Origin of the sequence: Enterobacter sp. HNDS-6, from assembly GCF_039850505.1 — a bacterium.
Taxonomy (GTDB): domain Bacteria; phylum Pseudomonadota; class Gammaproteobacteria; order Enterobacterales; family Enterobacteriaceae; genus Enterobacter; species Enterobacter kobei.
Genome location: NZ_CP156673.1, coordinates 3,949,343 through 3,967,897, shown reverse-complemented (window position 1 = coordinate 3,967,897; position 18,555 = coordinate 3,949,343). Strand labels below are relative to the sequence as shown.

The 18,555-nt window shown below is 54.2% G+C and carries 21 protein-coding genes; 12 read left to right on the top strand and 9 right to left on the bottom strand.

Features of this window, described 5'->3' with window-relative positions; translation table 11 throughout:
- Positions 1-58 precede the first annotated feature (58 nt).
- The 3 genes from pdxH to anmK all read right to left on the bottom strand — a co-directional run bounded on the left by pdxH (position 59) and on the right by anmK (position 2,314).
- A complete protein-coding gene (pdxH, locus tag ABFI50_RS18625; RefSeq protein ID WP_008500575.1) occupies positions 59-715 on the bottom strand; it encodes a pyridoxamine 5'-phosphate oxidase in 657 nt (218 codons plus the stop codon).
- A gap of 57 nt (positions 716-772) precedes the next feature.
- Entirely contained in the window at positions 773-1,096 is a 324-nt protein-coding gene (gene mliC / locus ABFI50_RS18620; protein ID WP_347484778.1) for a C-type lysozyme inhibitor, read from the bottom strand.
- A gap of 93 nt (positions 1,097-1,189) precedes the next feature.
- A complete protein-coding gene (gene anmK, locus ABFI50_RS18615; RefSeq protein ID WP_014883570.1) occupies positions 1,190-2,314 on the bottom strand; it encodes an anhydro-N-acetylmuramic acid kinase in 1,125 nt (374 codons plus the stop codon).
- Between the two features lie 255 nt (positions 2,315-2,569).
- On the opposite strand from anmK, the gene slyB reads away from it, so the two are divergent.
- Complete coding sequence (slyB, locus tag ABFI50_RS18610) at positions 2,570-3,037, top strand: outer membrane lipoprotein SlyB (RefSeq protein ID WP_014883569.1); 468 nt, start codon at positions 2,570-2,572, stop codon at positions 3,035-3,037.
- 200 nt (positions 3,038-3,237) lie between these two features.
- Complete coding sequence (locus ABFI50_RS18605; protein ID WP_248216911.1) at positions 3,238-4,599, top strand: GGDEF domain-containing protein; 1,362 nt, start codon at positions 3,238-3,240, stop codon at positions 4,597-4,599.
- 37 nt (positions 4,600-4,636) lie between these two features.
- Here the strand turns inward: ABFI50_RS18605 and slyA are convergent, their stop codons facing one another.
- Complete coding sequence (slyA, locus tag ABFI50_RS18600; protein ID WP_021241135.1) at positions 4,637-5,077, bottom strand: transcriptional regulator SlyA; 441 nt, start codon at positions 5,075-5,077, stop codon at positions 4,637-4,639.
- 186 nt (positions 5,078-5,263) lie between these two features.
- Here slyA and ABFI50_RS18595 point away from each other — a divergent pair, with 186 nt between their 5' ends.
- Genes ABFI50_RS18595 through ABFI50_RS18585 form a run of 3 tightly spaced genes read left to right on the top strand, consistent with a single transcriptional unit; the run spans position 5,264 to position 8,396 of the window.
- Complete coding sequence (locus ABFI50_RS18595; protein WP_014883567.1) at positions 5,264-5,500, top strand: DUF1656 domain-containing protein; 237 nt, start codon at positions 5,264-5,266, stop codon at positions 5,498-5,500.
- 2 nt (positions 5,501-5,502) lie between these two features.
- On the top strand, positions 5,503-6,363 hold the full coding sequence (locus ABFI50_RS18590; protein ID WP_232932349.1) for an HlyD family secretion protein: 861 nt from the start codon (positions 5,503-5,505) through the stop codon (positions 6,361-6,363).
- Positions 6,363-8,396, top strand: a complete 2,034-nt coding sequence (locus ABFI50_RS18585) for an FUSC family protein (protein WP_071922298.1) — start codon at positions 6,363-6,365, stop codon at positions 8,394-8,396. The genes ABFI50_RS18590 and ABFI50_RS18585 overlap by 1 nt, the downstream gene beginning before the upstream one ends.
- Here ABFI50_RS18585 and sodC read toward each other — a convergent pair.
- The 3 genes from sodC to ABFI50_RS18570 form a co-directional block, all read right to left on the bottom strand.
- Positions 8,375-8,893 carry a superoxide dismutase [Cu-Zn] SodC gene (gene sodC, locus ABFI50_RS18580; protein ID WP_014883564.1) on the bottom strand — a complete coding sequence of 173 codons (519 nt, stop codon included), beginning with the start codon at positions 8,891-8,893 and terminating at the stop codon, positions 8,375-8,377. The genes ABFI50_RS18585 and sodC overlap by 22 nt on opposite strands.
- 80 nt (positions 8,894-8,973) lie before the next feature.
- Complete coding sequence (locus ABFI50_RS18575; RefSeq protein ID WP_014883563.1) at positions 8,974-9,870, bottom strand: aldo/keto reductase family oxidoreductase; 897 nt, start codon at positions 9,868-9,870, stop codon at positions 8,974-8,976.
- Between the two features lie 48 nt (positions 9,871-9,918).
- Positions 9,919-10,158, bottom strand: a complete 240-nt coding sequence (locus ABFI50_RS18570) for a DUF1289 domain-containing protein (RefSeq protein WP_014883562.1) — start codon at positions 10,156-10,158, stop codon at positions 9,919-9,921.
- Positions 10,159-10,307: 149 nt separating this feature from the next.
- Between ABFI50_RS18570 and eptA the strand changes: the two genes are divergently transcribed.
- The 5 genes from eptA (at position 10,308) to rnt (ending at position 14,979) form a co-directional block, all read left to right on the top strand.
- Complete coding sequence (gene eptA / locus ABFI50_RS18565; protein WP_023332812.1) at positions 10,308-11,933, top strand: phosphoethanolamine transferase EptA; 1,626 nt, start codon at positions 10,308-10,310, stop codon at positions 11,931-11,933.
- A gap of 41 nt (positions 11,934-11,974) precedes the next feature.
- The gene (locus ABFI50_RS18560; RefSeq protein ID WP_232932345.1) at positions 11,975-12,574 is read left to right on the top strand and encodes a TetR/AcrR family transcriptional regulator; all 600 of its coding nucleotides are present in this window, start codon (positions 11,975-11,977) and stop codon (positions 12,572-12,574) included.
- A gap of 53 nt (positions 12,575-12,627) precedes the next feature.
- On the top strand, positions 12,628-13,725 hold the full coding sequence (locus tag ABFI50_RS18555; protein ID WP_014883559.1) for an alkene reductase: 1,098 nt from the start codon (positions 12,628-12,630) through the stop codon (positions 13,723-13,725).
- 100 nt (positions 13,726-13,825) lie between these two features.
- On the top strand, positions 13,826-14,233 hold the full coding sequence (gene gloA / locus ABFI50_RS18550) for a lactoylglutathione lyase (RefSeq protein WP_014883558.1): 408 nt from the start codon (positions 13,826-13,828) through the stop codon (positions 14,231-14,233).
- 95 nt (positions 14,234-14,328) lie between these two features.
- Complete coding sequence (rnt, locus tag ABFI50_RS18545; RefSeq protein ID WP_023332811.1) at positions 14,329-14,979, top strand: ribonuclease T; 651 nt, start codon at positions 14,329-14,331, stop codon at positions 14,977-14,979.
- Between the two features lie 44 nt (positions 14,980-15,023).
- On the opposite strand, the gene grxD is transcribed toward rnt, so the two are convergent.
- On the bottom strand, positions 15,024-15,371 hold the full coding sequence (gene grxD / locus ABFI50_RS18540) for a monothiol glutaredoxin 4 (RefSeq protein ID WP_003832760.1): 348 nt from the start codon (positions 15,369-15,371) through the stop codon (positions 15,024-15,026).
- Positions 15,372-15,709: 338 nt separating this feature from the next.
- On the opposite strand from grxD, the gene ABFI50_RS18535 reads away from it, so the two are divergent.
- Both ABFI50_RS18535 and sodB read left to right on the top strand, forming a co-directional pair.
- Positions 15,710-16,483 carry a C40 family peptidase gene (locus ABFI50_RS18535; protein ID WP_232932343.1) on the top strand — a complete coding sequence of 258 codons (774 nt, stop codon included), beginning with the start codon at positions 15,710-15,712 and terminating at the stop codon, positions 16,481-16,483.
- Positions 16,484-16,605: 122 nt separating this feature from the next.
- On the top strand, positions 16,606-17,187 hold the full coding sequence (gene sodB / locus ABFI50_RS18530) for a superoxide dismutase [Fe] (protein ID WP_347484771.1): 582 nt from the start codon (positions 16,606-16,608) through the stop codon (positions 17,185-17,187).
- Positions 17,188-17,226: 39 nt separating this feature from the next.
- Here sodB and ABFI50_RS18525 read toward each other — a convergent pair whose 3' ends face one another.
- Positions 17,227-18,393, bottom strand: coding sequence for an MFS transporter (locus tag ABFI50_RS18525; protein WP_014883554.1), 1,167 nt, complete (start codon positions 18,391-18,393; stop codon positions 17,227-17,229).
- Between the last annotated feature and the right edge of the window lie 162 nt (positions 18,394-18,555).

Sequence of the window (18,555 nt, the reverse complement as noted above, 5' to 3'; positions counted from 1 at the left end):
CATAGAATAAAGCGCAAGCGCGGTGTGCGCTAGCGCTTAAATCAACAAATTTCGGGGATTACGGTGCCAGTCTGTCGATTTTCCAGCCGCCATTCTCGCGCTGGTATAAAAAGCGGTCGTGCAGGCGATGTTCACCGCCCTGCCAGAACTCAATCTGCTCAATCGGGATACGGAAGCCGCCCCAGAAGCTTGGCAGTGGGATTTCCCCCTGCTGGAACTTCTGTTTCAGTTCCAGGAACTTGCTCTCCAGGACACCGCGGGCAGAGATTCGGCTGGACTGTTTTGAAACCCAGGCACCAATCTGGCTGTCACGCGGACGGCTGTGGAAATATTTCACCACTTCAAGGGTCGAGAGACGTTCCGCTTTGCCGGTGACCATGACCTGACGTTCCAGCATGTGCCAGGGGAACAGCAGGCTGATGCGCGGATTATTTTCTAAATGGTGCGCTTTGCGGCTGCCGAGGTTGGTATAAAACACCAGCCCTTTCTCATCATAATGCTTGAGCAGGACGATGCGCTGATACGGTTGACCGTTTTCATCTACCGTTGCGACAACCATGGCCGTTGGGTCGGCCAGTTTCGCTTCACAGGCCTGTTTCAGCCAGCGTTCAAAAAGCACGAGGGGTTCAGCGGGAAGATCCTGGCGACGCAGGCCGCCTTTGGTGTATTCACGGCGCAGATGCGCAATTTGCTGCAGTTCGTCGTTATCTGACATGGCGTTAGCTGACGTTGAGATTGGGTGGCGCTATTGTGCGCCGCCCCTGTAAAAATCTCAACGCTTCGGATTTTCAAGCTGGCAATTGTTCAGCACGATGCGGTCGCGTTTGTAGACCGTGGCGCTATCCCCTTTCGACCAGAAGACGTAGATACCGTCGGAATAACGTGCCCCGGAGGCCGACATGCCCTGCTTGAGGGTCAGCAGTTTATTGTCATAAACAAAACTGGCTTCCTGACGTGGATTATTCAGCTTCACGGTCAGCGGTTTTTCATCGCAGCGATACTCCAGCGTATCGGTCTGCATACGCTCAAGGAACTGGTAGTAGACGCTGCATCCTGACAGCAATAAAGGCGCGACAATAAGAAGAATTTTTTTCATGGGCGTATTCCGAAGACTTTCCTGGTCCTGGAGGGCATGGCTGCCCTCCTGTTTCATTCCATTCTAACGACGAGACGCCGCGCTGAATTTCAGTTAACTCTGATTATGACGAGGATTTGCCGGGTAAATCGCCCCGAGGACGCTGGCCTCGCGCGCGCCGGTCACCGACGGTAAATTACCCGGAAGCCCGGCGATGGTGCGCCAGGCAAGCCAGGCGAAAGCCAGCGCTTCCATATCATCCCCACTGATACCCGCCTCGTCTGTCGTCGTCACTTCCGTACCCGGCAGTAACGCGGCCAGACGCGCCATCACCAGCGGATTTCGGCTTCCACCGCCGCACACCAGCAGGCGTTCGCATCCGCCGCTGAGAAGTACCTGCTCAGAGATCGACACCGCCGTTAATTCGGCAAGCGTCGTCTGGACATCCTGCGGAGCCAGTGCCGGGAATGGCGCCAGCTGACGTTCAAGCCAGCCAACGTTGAAGTATTCACGCCCCGTGCTTTTCGGCGCCGGTAAAGCAAAGTAGGGATCGCTGAGCATCGACTGCAACAGCGGGAGAATCACTTTACCCTCGCTCGCCCACTCGGCGTTTTTATCATAGGGTTGCCCGCACTGCCGCCAGATCCAGGCATCCATTAACATATTACCTGGACCGGTATCGTAGCCGCGGACAGGCTGCCCGGGAATGAGCATTGACAGGTTGGCAATTCCGCCGATATTCAGCACCATCCGGCGTTCTGAAGGGTGTGCCAGTAGCGCCTGATGGAACGCCGGCACCAGCGGTGCCCCCTGGCCGCCAAGCGCAATATCGCGACGACGGAAATCGCCGACGACCGTGACGCCCGTCTTCGCCACAATCTGGTTGTTATCACCGATTTGCATCGTATGCGGCGCATCACCAACCGGCTCATGCCAGACGGTCTGTCCATGGCATCCGATGGCAACCACATCCTGCGGTCGAAGATTTTCTTTTTGCATTAACGCCTGTACCGCATCAGCAAACAGTGCTCCCAGGCGGACGTCAAGTTGCCCTAGCTGAGAGAGCGTCAATTGCTGCCCCTGACAGATACTCAGAATATCCTCTTTCAGTGAAATGGGAATGGGCCAGGTCAGGCTCGCCTGCTGAGCGACCATACGTTCATCAATGGCGGCCAGAACGACATCTACCCCATCCAGACTGGTGCCCGACATCACACCAATGTAGCGACCCGATTTCATGCGCTTTCCTTACGTTGCGTGGGCTAAGGTTATCCACTCAACCATAAACAGCACGGCTTTGCCATCCAGCGATAATATTTTTTAACAATGTCATGCGGGTGACATGAGCAGAACCTGTTTATGTCTCGTTAAGTCAAATTCAAGTACAATTTTCTTATTGTTAGTGCAAAGATATGAACTATGGCCCCTTATGCCATATAATTTAGCCATAACGGATGCCTCCAATTGGGCGTTTTTGGTGAACAGGAGATTCAAATGATTGTACGTGTACTGGGCGTTTCGCTGATTGGTTTAACCCTGGCTGGCTGTGTGAATGACAGCTCACTGTCTGGCGACGTTTACAGCGCTTCTGAAGCAAAACAGGTTCAGAGCGTGACTTACGGTACCGTTGTTAACGCCCGTCCTGTACAAATTCAGGGTGGCGATGACAACAACGTTATGGGCGCAATCGGCGGTGCTGTTCTGGGTGGTTTCCTCGGGAATACCGTTGGCGGCGGTACAGGCCGTTCTCTGGCGACCGCTGCGGGCGCTGTGGCGGGTGGTGTTGCAGGCCAGGGCGTTCAGGGTGCAATGAACAAAACGCAGGGTGTTGAGCTGGAAATTCGTAAAGACGACGGCAGCACCATTATGGTTGTTCAGAAACAGGGAAATACCCGTTTCTCTGCTGGTCAGCGTGTCGTGCTGGCAAGCAACGGAAGCCAGGTGACCGTTTCCCCGCGTTAATTAAAACGGGATGTGGCTATCAGGCCACATCCCTTTACAATATATATCATTTTCATGAATATATTTACAAAATATATTCACCCGCCCATTATTTACCCCACCGTATATTGTTTCTGCGCAAAGTAATTATTGTTTCAATTGATTAGACTCTTCGCTATTACCTCCTGTTCATTCATTTTTAATTATTTAAAAAAATTTATATGCTTGCGAATAGTCTTACTGTAAAAGGTCGTTATCTCTCGTTCTGTTTCGGTTGTGTTGTTGTCATCGGAATATTACAGGGTTTATTTTCAACACTGGTTGAATGGGTTCCTTCCTTTTCGCCGCTGTTGTTCCCTACGCTCACCATTTTTCTACTGGTATTTCACCTGTTTATTGCCTGTTTTATGGCAATGAAATACTGGTGTGATAAGAGGCGTCTGTATCTGGTTGCCATCGCTTTTGCCTTTGCCGGTTCGGCATTGCTAATGATTGGAACGTTGTCCAGTTTTCCCGCCTGGCTGGATCTCTACCAGTTCAACGTCGTGAACTATAACGATGCGATGATCTACTATATGTTCCGCCATCTCATCATGGCGGTCCTGTTCATCGCTTCGGCCCTGCTGTTTCCCCTGCGTAATCAGCCCCTTTCGAGGCTGACGCATATCGCTATCGTCAGCACGACATTTCTTTTTACTGCCGGTGGCGTGATGTTGGCGTGGATGTATTCCAGCCATTTTGATTTTTTATCCCTCGACCTGGTTGATAATGAAACGCGGCAGTTTATGGTTCTCTGGAGCCACAGCATTAATATTTCTTTAATTGTCCTCTGGGTGGTGACATTAGCAACGCTGATGTTTATGACGCGCGTACGTAATCTGTTCTGGGTGACCGGTAATTTTCTTTGTGTCTGCTATATCGTCACGCTCTTAATGCTGTTATTGGGTGGGCATGCCGAAGACATATCGTGGTATCGCGCCCGGTTATTTGAAACCGTCGCCACGCTGCTGATTATTTTTGTTCTGCTCTGCGATGTCTTCAGCTTGTACCGTGAATCGCATTTAAAGTATCAGCAGTCGTATCAGAATTCGATTCGCGATCCGCTTACGCGCCTGTATAACCGCAGCTATTTTTATGAATCGTTAAATCAGGCGCTGGATGTCGCAAAATCCAGCCGCCCTGTTTCGGTTATCGTCAGCGATCTCGATCGCTTCAAGCGCATCAACGACAACTATGGTCACCTGCAGGGGGACAAAGTCTTACAGTTTGTCGCCAATCTGCTGGTGGATTCCGTGCGCCCGCAGGACATCGCGGCGCGTATCGGTGGTGAAGAGTTTGTCCTGATGCTGGCAAATACCCCTTCAGACGCAGCATGCCAGGTGGCGGAACGCATACGGCTGAAGCTGAGCAGCTTTGATAAAACCACCAGCGAAGGTCAGCTACCGGAGCCCATTACCATCAGCATGGGTGTGTTTACGGCAACATCATCGTCCGTGACCGCAGAGGAGTGCGTGGAAAGCGCCGATAAAGCGATGTATGAAGCGAAAGAGACTGGCCGAAACCGCGTCGTTGTCTTTAGGTAGGAAAAAGGCCTTGCAGATGCAAGGCCTTGTTGTCTGGTCAGTCGCGAGACTGCAGCTCGTGGATGTTCTGCTCAAGGCGAGCAATAAGGCTGATGAGCATTTCCAGCTCCGCCGGTGAAACGCCTGAAAGGATTTCACCGCGCGTTTTGGTAATCACAGCTTCCATTTCGGTAATAATGGGCGCTGCTTTCTCAGTGAGTTTAATCCGCTTGGCGCGACGATCGCTGGCGCAGGTTTGCCGGGAGATCAGCCCCTTCTCTTCCAGTTGATCAAGCGTACGCACCAGCGACGGTTGCTCAATACCTATCGCTTTTGCCAGTTGAATTTGCGACTGGTCAGGCGGCAACTGATGAATGTTGTGCAGCGTGACCCAATGCGTCTGTGTCAATTCCAGAGGTTTCAGGCGATGGTCAATCAGAGCACGCCAGACGCGTACCAACCTTGCCAGATCAGAACCTAATGGCGATTCCAATTTCATCTCCTTATAATTAGCTTGCTAAGTTATTATACTGATTTTAGAATAGTGTGCAGCATTTGTATTGGCAAAACAAATGCAATACTGCATTCATCTAACTCAAAAGCATGACTTACACTGAATTCTGATGCTTCTTTATACTCAGACAAGCCAACGCGGCATTCTGTTCACTGCAAAGGATCTCTGCTTGTGACCTTTTTTCATCGCTCAGAGGGTTTACCCCTCCAGGACCTGATCTTCGGTGCGTCAGTCTACTTTCCTCCCCTGTTTAAAGCCGTGCTGGTGGGCTTTATCCTCTGGCTCGTTGCGCACCGCCTGCTTCGCGACTGGATGTATTCCGGCGAAATCTGGCATCCCATGTTGATGGATCTCTCCCTGTTCGCCCTCTGTGTCAGTCTGGGCCTTGCTGTTTTGACCGTGTGGTGAATATGCCTCTGAAAACGCTGAAGTACTTTTCCACCCTGTTTGTCCTGGTCCTCGCGCTGATCGCCGGCTGGTGGCTCTGGAATTTTTATATGCAGTCCCCCTGGACGCGTGACGGCAAAGTTCGCGCCGAGCAGGTCAGCATCACCCCGCAGGTGTCGGGAAGTATTACCACGCTCCTGGTGAAGGATAACCAGTATGTTAAAAAGGGAGAGGAACTGTTCCGTATCGACGATACCCCCTACCGTATTGCCGTTCTGAATGCCCAGGCGCAGCTGGCGAAAGCCCAGTCAGACCTGGCGAAGGCCAATAACGAAGCCAATCGCCGCCGTCACTTATCGCAAAACTACATCTCAGCGGAAGATTTGGATACCGCCAACCTTAACGTCAAGGCCATGCAGGCAAGCGTCAACGTAGCCCAGGCGACGCTTAAGCAGGCACAGTGGGAACTGACCCAAACCGTGATTACCGCACCTGTAGATGGATGGGTGACTAACCTCTCTGCCCGGGTGGGTAACTACGCCACCACCGGCCAGCCTGTTTTTGCCCTTGTCGACAGCCATTCCTTCTACGTGGTGGGCTATTTTGAAGAGACCAAGCTTCGCCACATTCGCGAGGGTTCACCTGCGGCCATTACCCTTTACAGCGGTTCGCAAACGTTACAGGGTCACGTCTCCAGCATCGGTCGCGCCATTTACGATCAAAGCGTCGAAACGGATTCCGGCCTCGTGCCGGACATAAAGCCGAACGTCCCCTGGGTGCGACTGGCTCAACGTGTGCCTGTGCGTGTGGAGTTTGACCGTTTACCCGAGGGCATCACGCTGGTATCCGGCACCACCTGCACCGTCTCCATCGGAAGCCGTTAATGAAGCTGCAGGCGCTCTCCTGGCAAAACACGCCGTGGATGAAAGCGACGCGTCCTCAGTGGCGCTACGCGCTGCGTAATGGCATCGCCATGTGTCTGGCGCTGACGGTCGCCTATTACCTGAATCTTGACCAACCCTACTGGGCGATGACCTCAGCCGCGGTGGTGAGTTTCCCTACCGTTGGCGGAGTGATCAGCAAAAGCCTTGGCCGCATCGCGGGGAGTCTGTTAGGCGCCACCGCGGCGTTAATTATCGCGGGGCATACGCTGAACGATCCGTGGCTATTCCTGCTGAGCATGGCGGCGTGGCTGGGATGTTGTACCTGGGCCTGCGCCCATTTCACCAATAACGTGGCCTACGCTTTCCAGTTAGCGGGCTATACCGCGGCCATCATTGCCTTCCCGGTCGTCAATGTGCTCGATACCACCGAACTGTGGGATATTGCACAGGCGCGCGTCTGTGAGGTGATTGTCGGGATCCTCAGCGGCGGGTTTATGATGATGATCCTGCCCAGCACCTCCGACGGTACGACGCTGATTACCGCGCTGAAGACCATGCATACCCGGTTGCTGGAACATGCAAGCCTGCTGTGGCAACCGGATACCAGTGATGACATCCGTCTCGCGCATGAAAAGGTTATCGGGCAGATCCTGACCATGAACCTGTTGCGCATACAGGCTTTCTGGAGTCATTACCGTTTTCGTCGTCAGAATACGCTGCTCAACTATTTGCTGCACCAGCAGCTGCGTATGACCAGCGCCATCTCCAGCCTGCGCCGGATGCTGCTCAACTGGCCAACGCCCCCTGAAAATACCCGCGCCGTCATTGAGACGCTGCTCGCAACGCTTGCGCGTCCTGACGCGGATATTTACACCGTCGCGAAGATCATCGCCCCGCTCGCCCCGGCGGATGAGTATGATTATCGCCATCGCGCCTTCTGGCTGCGCCTGAATTACTTTTGCCGGTTATATCTGCGCAGTAGCCGCTGGATTAATGCCGTCGAGAATGCCACGCCGGTAACGGAATTTAATGTCCCCGGCAGCCCGGCTCTCGCCCGACATACCGATTATCTGGAAGCACTGTGGAGTGGTTTTCGCACCTTTTGTGCGCTGACGCTGGTTGGGGCGTGGAGCATCACCACGCAGTGGGAATCCGGTGCCGCGGCCCTGACGCTTGCCGCCATCAGCTGCGTGCTTTACTCCGTCGCGGCCTCGCCGTTTAACTCTCTTACGCTACTGCTGCGCACGCTGGTACTCCTGTCATTGTTCAGTTTCGCCGTGAAGTTTGGCCTGATGGTGCAGATAAGCGATCTCTGGCAGTTCCTGCTGTTCCTGTTTCCGCTGTTAACGACGATGCAACTCCTCAAGCTGCAAATGCCGAAACTGGCGGGCCTGTGGGGCCAGCTGATTGTCTTTATGGGCTCGTTTATCTCCGTGACGAATCCGCCGGTGTATGATTACGCCGATTTTCTCAATGATAACCTGGCAAAGATCCTGGGCGTGGGGCTGGCATGGCTCGCATTTGCGGTATTGCGTCCCGGCTCTGATGCACGTAAGAGCCGACGACATATCAGGGAATTACGCAGAGGGTTTGTCGACCAGCTCAGCCGCAAACCGCATCTGCGTGAAAGCGAGTATGAATCGCTGGTGTATCACCATGTCAGCCAGCTCAATAACAGCCATGACGCGCTTTCCCGCCGCTGGCTGCTGCGCTGGGGCGTGGTGCTGTTGAACTGTTCGCATGTGGTCTGGCAGCTTCGCGCATGGGAAACGCGGTCCGACCCGCTGTCGCAGGTGCGCGATGTTTGCATTTCCCTGCTACGCGACGTGATGAGTGAACGCGGTGTCCAGCAGCGGCCTCTGGAGGTCACGCTGGCTGAACTGCAACGGATCTGCGATACCCTCGCGCATCACCATCTTCCCGCAGCCCGTGATTTAGCCTCAATCATCTGGCGCCTGCACTGCTCGCTGTCGCAGCTGGAACAGGCTCCCCCACCGGGCACCATTGGAGATCAGATCACGCCGCAGGCATAACGTGCCCCGCCGCCGCCAAGCGGTTTAGGCTGATCGGACATGTTATCGCCGCCCACATGGATCATCAGCGCTTTGCCTTTTACTTCATCGAGTTTTTTCAGGCGCGGGGCCACGACCGGATCGGTGGCTTTACCGTCATTGTTCACCACCAGCACCGGCAGATCGCCAAGGTGCCCCATACCGTCTGGCCCTTCATGTTTGCCTGAATGTTGCGGATCCAGATGCCCCCCGGCGGCTTCCGCCGCGGACGGTTTACCCTCTTTCATGGCAGGCTGGCAGCTTCCTTTGGCATGAACATGAAAGCCGTGTTCGCCGGGCGGGAGTGCTTTGAGATTGGGCGCGAATTCCAGCCCCTTGTCGGTCTCAGTGATTTTCACCGTCCCGATAGACTGACCCACACCCTGAGAGGTGACGAGATTCATTTCCACTTCGTCGCTGGCTGCCTGCGCTCCTGCGCAAACAACCAGCGTGACCAATGCCAGAGCAAAACGCTTCATATGACCTCCGCGGGTTATTTTTTGCCCCTTAAGTGTATACCAGAGGCAAAGATTTCACCGGAAAGTCAGATTATGGCGGTTTAAGGCACGTCGTAACCCAGCGCGGCTTTGCGGATGCGGAACCACTGCTGGCGTGTCATCTCCAGCTCTTCCGCGGCCAGTGCGGAACGAACGCGTTCGATTTTTCCGGAGCCAATAATCGGCAGCGGTTTTGACGGCAGACGCAGGATCCACGCATACACCACCTGTTCAATGCTCTCCGCGTTCAGCTCACGGGCGATGGTTTCCAGTTCATTGCGCAACGGCTGGAACGCCTCATCATTAAACAGGCGTCCGCCTCCCAGGCAGGACCAGGCCATCGGGCGAATACGCAGCTGTTGCAGCTGGTCGAGCGTACCGTCCAGCAGCAGCGGCTGATGGACAGGGGAAATTTCCACCTGGTTAGTGGCCAGGGTAAACGGCAGCCGAGACTGAAGCAGTGCAAACTGTGCCGGGGTAAAGTTTGAGACGCCGAAGTGACGCACTTTCCCACTCTGATGCAGATGTAGGAACGCTTCCGCCACCTCATCGGCGTCCATCAGCGGGTCTGGGCGGTGAATCAGCAGCAGGTCGATGCGATCCGTCGCCAGATTGACCAGCGACTGCTCAGCGCTCTTGATGATATGCGCGCTGTCGGTGATGTAATGGCCGAGGGCGTGCTCAGGTTTTGCGGTGGTGGCAATCCCACACTTCGTGACGATCTCCATGCGGTCGCGGAGTGCCGGAACAAGCTTGAGCGCCTCGCCGAATGCAGCTTCACACAGGTAGCCACCGTAAATATCCGCATGATCGACGGTCGTGACCCCTAAATCGATATGCTCTTCAATAAAGCTCGCCAGCTGGAGGGGGGACATATTCCAGTCCATCAGGCGCCAGTAGCCCATCACAAAACGGGAGAATTCTGGCCCCTGGGGGGCAAGGGTAATTCGCTGAACCATAACATTTTCCTCAAGGACGTGATGTCATGAGTATACGCAATTACCGTGTTAAAACAGTGAAGGTTGCTGAGGTTCTTCGGTCTCAGCGGCTTTGTTTGCGCGGATTTTGCGCAGAAGTCGCTGCCGGCATAGCCGGAGCACCTCCTGTTTTTGCGTGTCGCTGAAGTTTTGCCAGTTAAAGCGCTCGTCACGGGTGCGCATGCACCCGCGGCAATATCCGCGTTCATCTACCTGACAAATACCCCGGCACGGGCTCTGGATGGGGAAAAACTCCAGTTGCTCTGCCACACTGACCTCCGCATGACCACTCTCATCTACAGTGAAGACGCTAAACGCGTCAGGTGCAAGGGCTTTACCACAGTTTTGTGGCATTAAGGTTTCACTAATCTTCCCTCTCTATACTCAGCCCATCATCATAAGAACAGGTTTTTCGATCGATGCAGTTAATCAAAAAGTTACAATGTAACGATATTAAATTTACTCTGGGCTGTGCACTCTTTTTTACCCTGCTGAACGGGCTGTTTATCCAGCGCAGCTGGGCCATTATTGCCCCTTCTCATCTGCACGACATTCTCTTTGCCGCGTCCGTGCCGGTGGTGCTGTTTTGTGGCTGGGTAATTGTTTTTAGCCTGCTCAATATCCCGTACATCCGTAAGCCGCTGCTGATCGTTTTAACTGTCGGTTGCGCTGCGGCAACCTATTTTATGTATACCTACGGCGCGGTCATCGATCAGAACATGATCGTCAACGTGTTCGAAACCAACTCTCAGGAAGCCACCGCCCTGGTTACCCCGCAGATGATTCTGTGGATTGTTGTTGCTGGCCTCGTGCCCTCCGTGGTGCTGGCTCTCACCCGAATTCGTACCGGAAAATGGTGGTACGCGCTGCTGACGCGCGTAGCCGCGATGCTGGGCGCTCTGCTGGTGATCATCCTGATTGCCGCACTGTTTTATAAAGATTACGCGTCGCTGTTCCGCAATAACAAAAGCATCGTCAAAATGGTTACCCCGGCGAACTATGTCAGCGCCGTGGTGAAGTACAGCAAAATGCGCTGGTTTGCCGGCGATCAAACGCTGGTGCGCATTGGCGAAGATGCGCATAAAGGCTCGCTGATTGCGGGTCAGCAAAAGAAAACCGTTCTGGTGCTTGTCGTCGGCGAAGCCTCTCGCGCGGCAAACTACTCCCTGAACGGTTACGGGCGCGAAACCAACCCCGAGCTGAAAAAGCAGGACGTGATTAACTTCCCGCAGGCCTCTTCATGTGGCACCGAAACCGCGGTTTCCGTTCCCTGCATGTTCTCCGGCATGACGCGCAGCAAATACGATGCCGACCTGGCTCGGCATCAGGAAGGGCTGCTTGACGTGCTCAGGCACGCGGGCGTCAACCTGCTGTGGCGCGATAACGACGGCGGCTGTAAAGGCGCCTGCGATCGCGTGCCTCATACCGACATGACGCAGTGGAATCTGGATCAGTTCTGTAAAGACAAATCCTGTATTGACGATGTGAACTTCTACCGTCTGGACAACGTGCTGGATGGCGTGAAGCAAGATACGGTGCTGGTTATCCACCTGATGGGCAGCCACGGTCCGGCGTACTATCGCCGTTACCCGGACAATTTCCGTAAATTCACCCCAACCTGCGACACGAACGAAATTCAGGATTGCGATCATCAGGCGCTGATGAACACCTATGACAACACCATCCTGTATACCGACAGCATGGTCAGCAAAACCATTGACGCACTGAAAGCCCGTCAGGCGAACATGAACACCGCCCTGATTTATTTGTCAGACCACGGTGAATCGCTGGGTGAAAGCGGTATTTACCTGCACGGTACGCCATACATGCTGGCACCCGAGCAACAAACGCACATCCCGTTTATGTTCTGGCTATCGCCGGATTATGCAAAAAACTTTGGCATCAACGCGCAGTGCTTACGCGACTATGCGGCAAAAAATGCGGTTTCGCAGGACAATTTATTCTCAACGGTGCTGGGTATGATGGACATTAAATCAAAGGTTTATCAACAGCAGCTGGATATTCTGAATGGGTGTCGGCAGTAAACAGGCTTGCATTAGACCGAACGGTCTATTAGAGTGTGGCCATGAGCAGAAATACTGAACACGATACCCGCGAACATCTACTGGCGACTGGCGAGCGGCTCTGCATGCATCGCGGTTTCACCGGCATGGGGTTAAGCGAGCTATTAAAAACCGCTGAGGTACCGAAGGGGTCGTTTTATCACTACTTCCGGTCCAAAGAGGCGTTTGGCGTGGCGATGCTTGAGCGGCACTATGCGGGCTACCATCAGCGTCTCGCAACCCACTTCGCCACGGGTGAAGGTAACTATCGGGATCGTGTTCTGAACTACTATCAGGAAACGCTGAATCAGTTCTGTCAGCAGGGCATTATCAGCGGATGCCTGACGGTAAAACTGTCTGCCGAAGTGTGCGATCTCTCCGAAGATATGCGCACGGCGATGGATAAAGGTGCCAGCGGTGTTATCGCCCTGCTGGCCCAGGCGCTGGAAAAAGGCCGCAATGAAAAAACGCTGGCCTTTTCGGGTGAGTCTCTGACTCAGGCGCAGGTGTTATACGCGCTATGGTTAGGCGCTAACCTGCAGGCCAAGATTTCGCGCAGTGCCGTGCCGCTGGAAAGCGCGCTGGCACATGTGAAAAACACAATTACTGCGCCTGGCATTTAACAGGCGTTTTTATTTATCTTATTACTAGTCGACTGGTCTACTCAGGAGTCTTTATGTCAGCTGAAAAATTATTTACCCCCTTAAAAGTGGGTGCCGTTACCGCGCCAAACCGCGTGTTCATGGCTCCGCTTACCCGTCTGCGCAGCATTGAGCCGGGTGACATCCCCACCCCACTGATGGGTGAATACTATCGTCAGCGCGCCAGTTCCGGCCTGATCATCACCGAAGCTACGCAGATTTCTGCTCAGGCTAAAGGTTATGCGGGTGCGCCGGGGCTGCACAGCCCGGAACAGATCGCCGCATGGCAGAAAATTACCGCGGGCGTGCATGCTGAAGAGGGACGCATTGCCGTCCAGCTGTGGCACACCGGGCGTATCTCCCACAGCAGCATTCAGCCTGGCGGCCAGGCACCGGTTTCAGCCTCAGCCCTGAATGCTAACACCCGCACCTCGCTGCGTGATGAAAACGGTAACGCGATCCGCGTCGATACCTCAACGCCGCGCGCCCTGGAGCTGGATGAGATCCCGGGTATCGTGAACGATTTCCGTCAGGCCGTGGCCAACGCCCGTGAAGCAGGTTTTGATTTGATTGAGCTGCACTCCGCGCACGGTTACCTGCTGCACCAGTTCCTGTCACCGTCATCTAACCAGCGTACCGACCAGTATGGCGGCAGCGTCGAGAACCGCGCCCGTCTGGTGCTGGAAGTGGTTGATGCCGTATGCCAGGAGTGGAGCCCGGATCGTATCGGCATTCGCGTCTCCCCGATCGGTTCTTTCCAGAACGTCGACAACGGCCCGAACGAAGAAGCGGATGCGCTCTATCTGATTGAAGAGCTGGCAAAACGCGGTATCGCCTATCTGCACATGTCTGAGCCAGACTGGGCCGGCGGTAAACCTTATACGGAAGCCTTCCGTCAGAAAGTGCGTGAGCGCTTCCACGGGGTGATCATCGGTGCGGGTGCCTATACGCCTGAGAAAGCGGAAGACCTGATCGGCAAAGGGCTGATCGATGCCGTTGCGTTTGGCCGCGACTATATCGCCAACCCGGACCTGGTTGCCCGTCTGCAACAGAAAGCCGCTCTGAACCCGCAGCGTCCTGAAAGCTTCTACGGCGGCGGCGCTGAAGGTTACACCGACTACCCTTCTCTCTAATCTCACCATTGTTCATTGATAGCGGCGACACTTCGCCGCTATACTAAAACATCGTTTCTGTTCAAAAAAATATTCAAATCCATTGGTTAATGAGGAAATTATGCGCCTACTTCACACCATGCTGCGCGTTGGCGATCTGCAACGTTCTATTGATTTCTACACTAACGTACTGGGCATGAAACTGCTGCGCACCAGCGAAAACCCGGAATACAAATACTCGCTGGCGTTCGTGGGTTACGGCCCGGAAACGGATGAAGCGGTGATTGAGCTGACCTATAACTGGGGCGTGGACAGCTATGACCTCGGCAACGCCTACGGCCATATCGCGCTGGAAGTGGACAACGCAGCCGAAGCGTGCGAACGCATCCGCAGCAACGGCGGTAACGTCACCCGTGAAGCGGGTCCGGTTAAAGGCGGCACCACTGTGATTGCATTTGTGGAAGATCCGGACGGTTACAAAATCGAGCTGATTGAAGCCAAAGATGCCGGTCGTGGTCTGGGCAACTGATCCCTCAGGGCGCAATATGCGCCCGTAGTTTTACTGCATCACCCCGCAAAATTTGCCATAATGCGCTCTGCTTTTTCCCCTTGTAAGAGACCCTGATGTCCGATAACGCTCAATTTAGCGGTCTGTGCGACCGTTTTCGTGGTTTTTATCCCGTTGTCATTGATGTAGAAACAGCCGGATTTAACGCTAAAACCGATGCGCTGCTCGAAATTGCCGCCATCACGCTGAAGATGGATGAACAGGGCTGGCTTACACCAGACACCACGCTGCATTTCCACGTTGAACCTTTCGAAGGGGCAAACTTACAGCCGGAAGCACTGGCCTTCAACGGTATCGATCCGCATAACCCACTGCGCGGTGCGGTAAGCGAATATGATGCGCTGCACGCCATTTTTAAAATGGTGCGTAAAGGCATGAAAGAGAGTAACTGCAGCCGCGCCATCATGGTGGCGCATAACGCCACCTTCGATCACACCTTTACCATGGCCGCAGCGGAGCGCGCCTCGCTCAAACGCAACCCTTTCCACCCGTTTGTGACCTTCGACACGGCAGCACTGAGCGGTCTGGCGCTGGGGCAAACGGTGTTATCAAAAGCCTGTATTACGGCGGGTATTGAATTTGACGGCACGCAGGCGCACTCGGCTCTGTATGACACGGAGCGCACCGCAGAGCTGTTCTGTGAGATCGTCAACCGCTGGAAGCGTCTGGGCGGCTGGCCGCTGCCGACAGGTGACAGCGAAGAATAAAAAAAGCGACCTTAACAGGTCGCTTTTTTATTTGCGCAGCAAACTTACTCTGCGTCCGGCTCTTCGGTTTTGTACTTCGCCGCGGTCTCTTTGATCAGCTGCTGCAGTTCACCGCGCTGATACATTTCAATCAGGATATCGCAGCCGCCTACCAGCTCACCGTCTACCCACAGCTGCGGGAAGGTTGGCCAGTTAGCGTATTTTGGCAGCTCAGCACGGATGTCCGGGTTCTGCAGGATATCAACGTAAGCAAAACGCTCACCACAGGCTGAGAGCGCCTGAACCGCTTGCGCGGAGAAGCCGCAGCTTGGCAGCTTCGGAGAACCTTTCATATACAGCAGAATCGGGTTTTCAGCGATCTGGCGCTGGATTTTTTCAATAGTGGTGCTCATGTCTTGCTTCCTTTAACTTCTGTTACGGCAATAGTCTGACATTGTAGCGGGTCAGGCTGGCATCGGAAAATAACATTTTCGTCACGTTTATACATTTTACCGCGACTCTACAAAAGTTGCATTGCAAATGGTGTTTAACCCTGCGGCAGTCAGGGTTTTGCTTAGGGAGTGAACAATTATGCGACAGAACGATGAATTTTTTTGCACTTGCTAACGAAACAGGTTTTTAGATTGAAAAATGCTATTAACTTCTCGGGTTTTTATGGATTAGAATCGACGGGCTTTGTAAATCACTCGCGGGTATTATTGATGACCTGCATTTATCAGGGGACTGCCCAGTGGCGCGGATAACAAAAATCTCGATCACGCTCTGTGCTTTACTGTTTACATCACTCACTCTCACGCCAGTGGCAAACGCCTCTCAGCAGGCGCGGCATTCTGCTGTACAAAAAAGCCATCTGGTGAAAGCCACAGAACGTAAGAAAAAAACCACCACAAAGAACGAAAAGAAAAAGACGACCACCAAGACGACACAAACCGCTTCCAGCAAGACCAAAATAAAATCTTCCCGCACTGCCCACACCACAAAAAGTAAAACTTCGCTGACCGCGGCTAACCTCGTCACTGAAAAATGCATTACGCGTAAAGGCCACAAAGCGAAATGCACCAAAGTCACGAAAATCGCGGAAGTACATAAAGTCCGTGTACAGAAAGCGCAAAAAACCGCGATGAATAAACTGATGGGGCAAATTGGCAAACCTTATCGCTGGGGTGGCAGTTCGCCACGAACCGGCTTCGACTGTAGCGGCCTGGTCTATTACGCCTATAAAGATCTGGTTAAGTTCCGCATTCCGCGTACCGCTAATGAGATGTACCACCTGCGCGACGCCTCTCCGGTGAGCCGTGGTGAGCTGGAAAACGGCGATCTGGTCTTCTTCCGCACGCAAGGCCGCGGCACGGCTGACCATGTGGGTGTCTATGTCGGCAACGGGAAATTTATCCAGTCACCGCGCAGCGGCCAGGATATTCAGATCACCTCCCTGAGTGAAGATTACTGGGTGCGTCACTACGTCGGCGCACGTCGCGTGATGACGCCGAAAACTATTCGCTAACCCCTGCCCTGCCGCATCCGTGGCAGGGTAAGTTCCTCTTTTGCATACCCTTTCAATTTGCTATCCTGTCCTTGTTGTCTGTGTGGTTATTGGCAACGCTAAATACAATAAGGAGAGAAGCAATGTCGTTCGAATTACCTGCACTACCGTATGCAAAAGACGCCCTGGCACCGCACATTTCTGCGGAAACCCTGGAATACCATTACGGCAAACATCACCAGACGTATGTCACCAACCTGAACAATCTGATCAAAGGCACCGATTTCGAAGGCAAAACGCTGGAAGAGATCGTCCGTAGCTCAGAGGGTGGCGTATTTAACAACGCGGCTCAGGTGTGGAACCACACCTTCTACTGGCACTGCCTGGCACCCAATGCCGGTGGTGAACCTGCCGGTGAACTGGCTTCCGCGATTAACGCCGCCTTTGGCAGCTTCGCCGATTTCAAAGCGAAGTTTACGGATGCCGCCATCAAGAACTTCGGCTCTGGCTGGACGTGGCTGGTAAAAGAAGCGGATGGCAAACTGGCAATCGTGTCCACCTCTAATGCAGGCACCCCGCTGACCACCAGCGCTACGCCGCTGATGACCGTGGACGTGTGGGAGCACGCTTACTACATTGATTACCGTAACGCGCGCCCGAACTACCTGGAGCACTTCTGGGCACTGGTCAACTGGGACTTCGTCGCGAAGAACTTCGCCGTGTAAGAGAGACGCAGAAGGGGTCCCCCTTCTGCGTTATTTTTATTATTCCGCCGTGCAAACGGCTTCTGGCTGTTTCCGGCCGGACATCATCACCAGCAGCAGGCCGAGCGCGGCAATAATCGCCCCCATCACCGGCACAAAGCTGTATCCCAGACCGCCAGAAATGACGGCGCCGCCCGCCGCAGCACCCAAGGCATTCCCCAGGTTAAACGCACCGATATTCACTGAAGAAGAGAGACCCGGCGCCTCGTGGGCGACACGCATCACGCGCATCTGCAGCGGCGGCACCACGGCGAAGGTGGCTGCGCCCCAGACAACCATCGCGATGGCCGCGCCAAACTCGTTACGCGCCAGCCACGGAATCGCGATCATGATGGCAATCAGCAAGGTTAAAAAGCCTTTCAACGTTCCGGTCACTGAACGGTCAGCAAATTTCCCGCCAAGGTAGTTACCCATTGAGAACCCTACGCCAATCAATACCAGCATCGCGGTAATAAAGATTGGGGTTGCATGGGTGATATCGTGCAGCACCGGTGAAATGTAGGTATAGAGCGTAAACATCGCCCCGGCCCCCAGCACGGTGGTCAGCAGTGCAGAAAGCACCTGCGGGCGCACCAGTACCGACAGCTCTTTGCGCACGTCCGGACGTTCACCCGCGCTGCCTTTCGGCAGGGAGAAGAACAAGGCCACCATCGCCACCACGCCCAGCCCGGCGGTTGCCAGGAATGACATACGCCAGCCGATCGCTTCACCCAGCCAGGTCGCAGCCGGTACGCCGCCAATGTTGGCAATCGTCAGCCCCATAAACATGGTCGCCACGGCGCTTGCCTGCTTATGTTTCGGCACCACGCTTGCGGCCACGACCGAGCCCAGCCCAAAGAACGCGCCATGGTTCAGGCTGGTCAAAATGCGCGACAGCATCAGGGTGGTGTAGTCAGGTGAAATGGCAGAGAGCACGTTGCCCAGGGTGAAAATCGCCATCAGGAAAATCAGCGCATTACGGCGCGCGCGGTGTGAAAGCAGTAGCGTCATCAGCGGCGCCCCCACCATCACGCCGATGGCATAAGCGCTGATTAACATCCCGGCCGCAGGGATCGAGACATCCACGCCCCGGGCGATAACAGGCAGTAACCCCATCGGGGAGAATTCGGTGGTGCCAATCCCAAAAGCGCCAATCGCCAGGGCCAGCAGGGGAAAATTGATTTTCATTCGTCAACTCCGGATACCGTGTCATGTCGTGACACAGAACAAAGAAGCGGAAAGCATGACATCAATCACAAAAAATGAGAAGTTAACAAAATGGCAAAAGATTTTTGCCTGAGAAGTAACAATCCGGTAAACCGGGAGGGAGAAGATTCTCCCTCCGCGTAA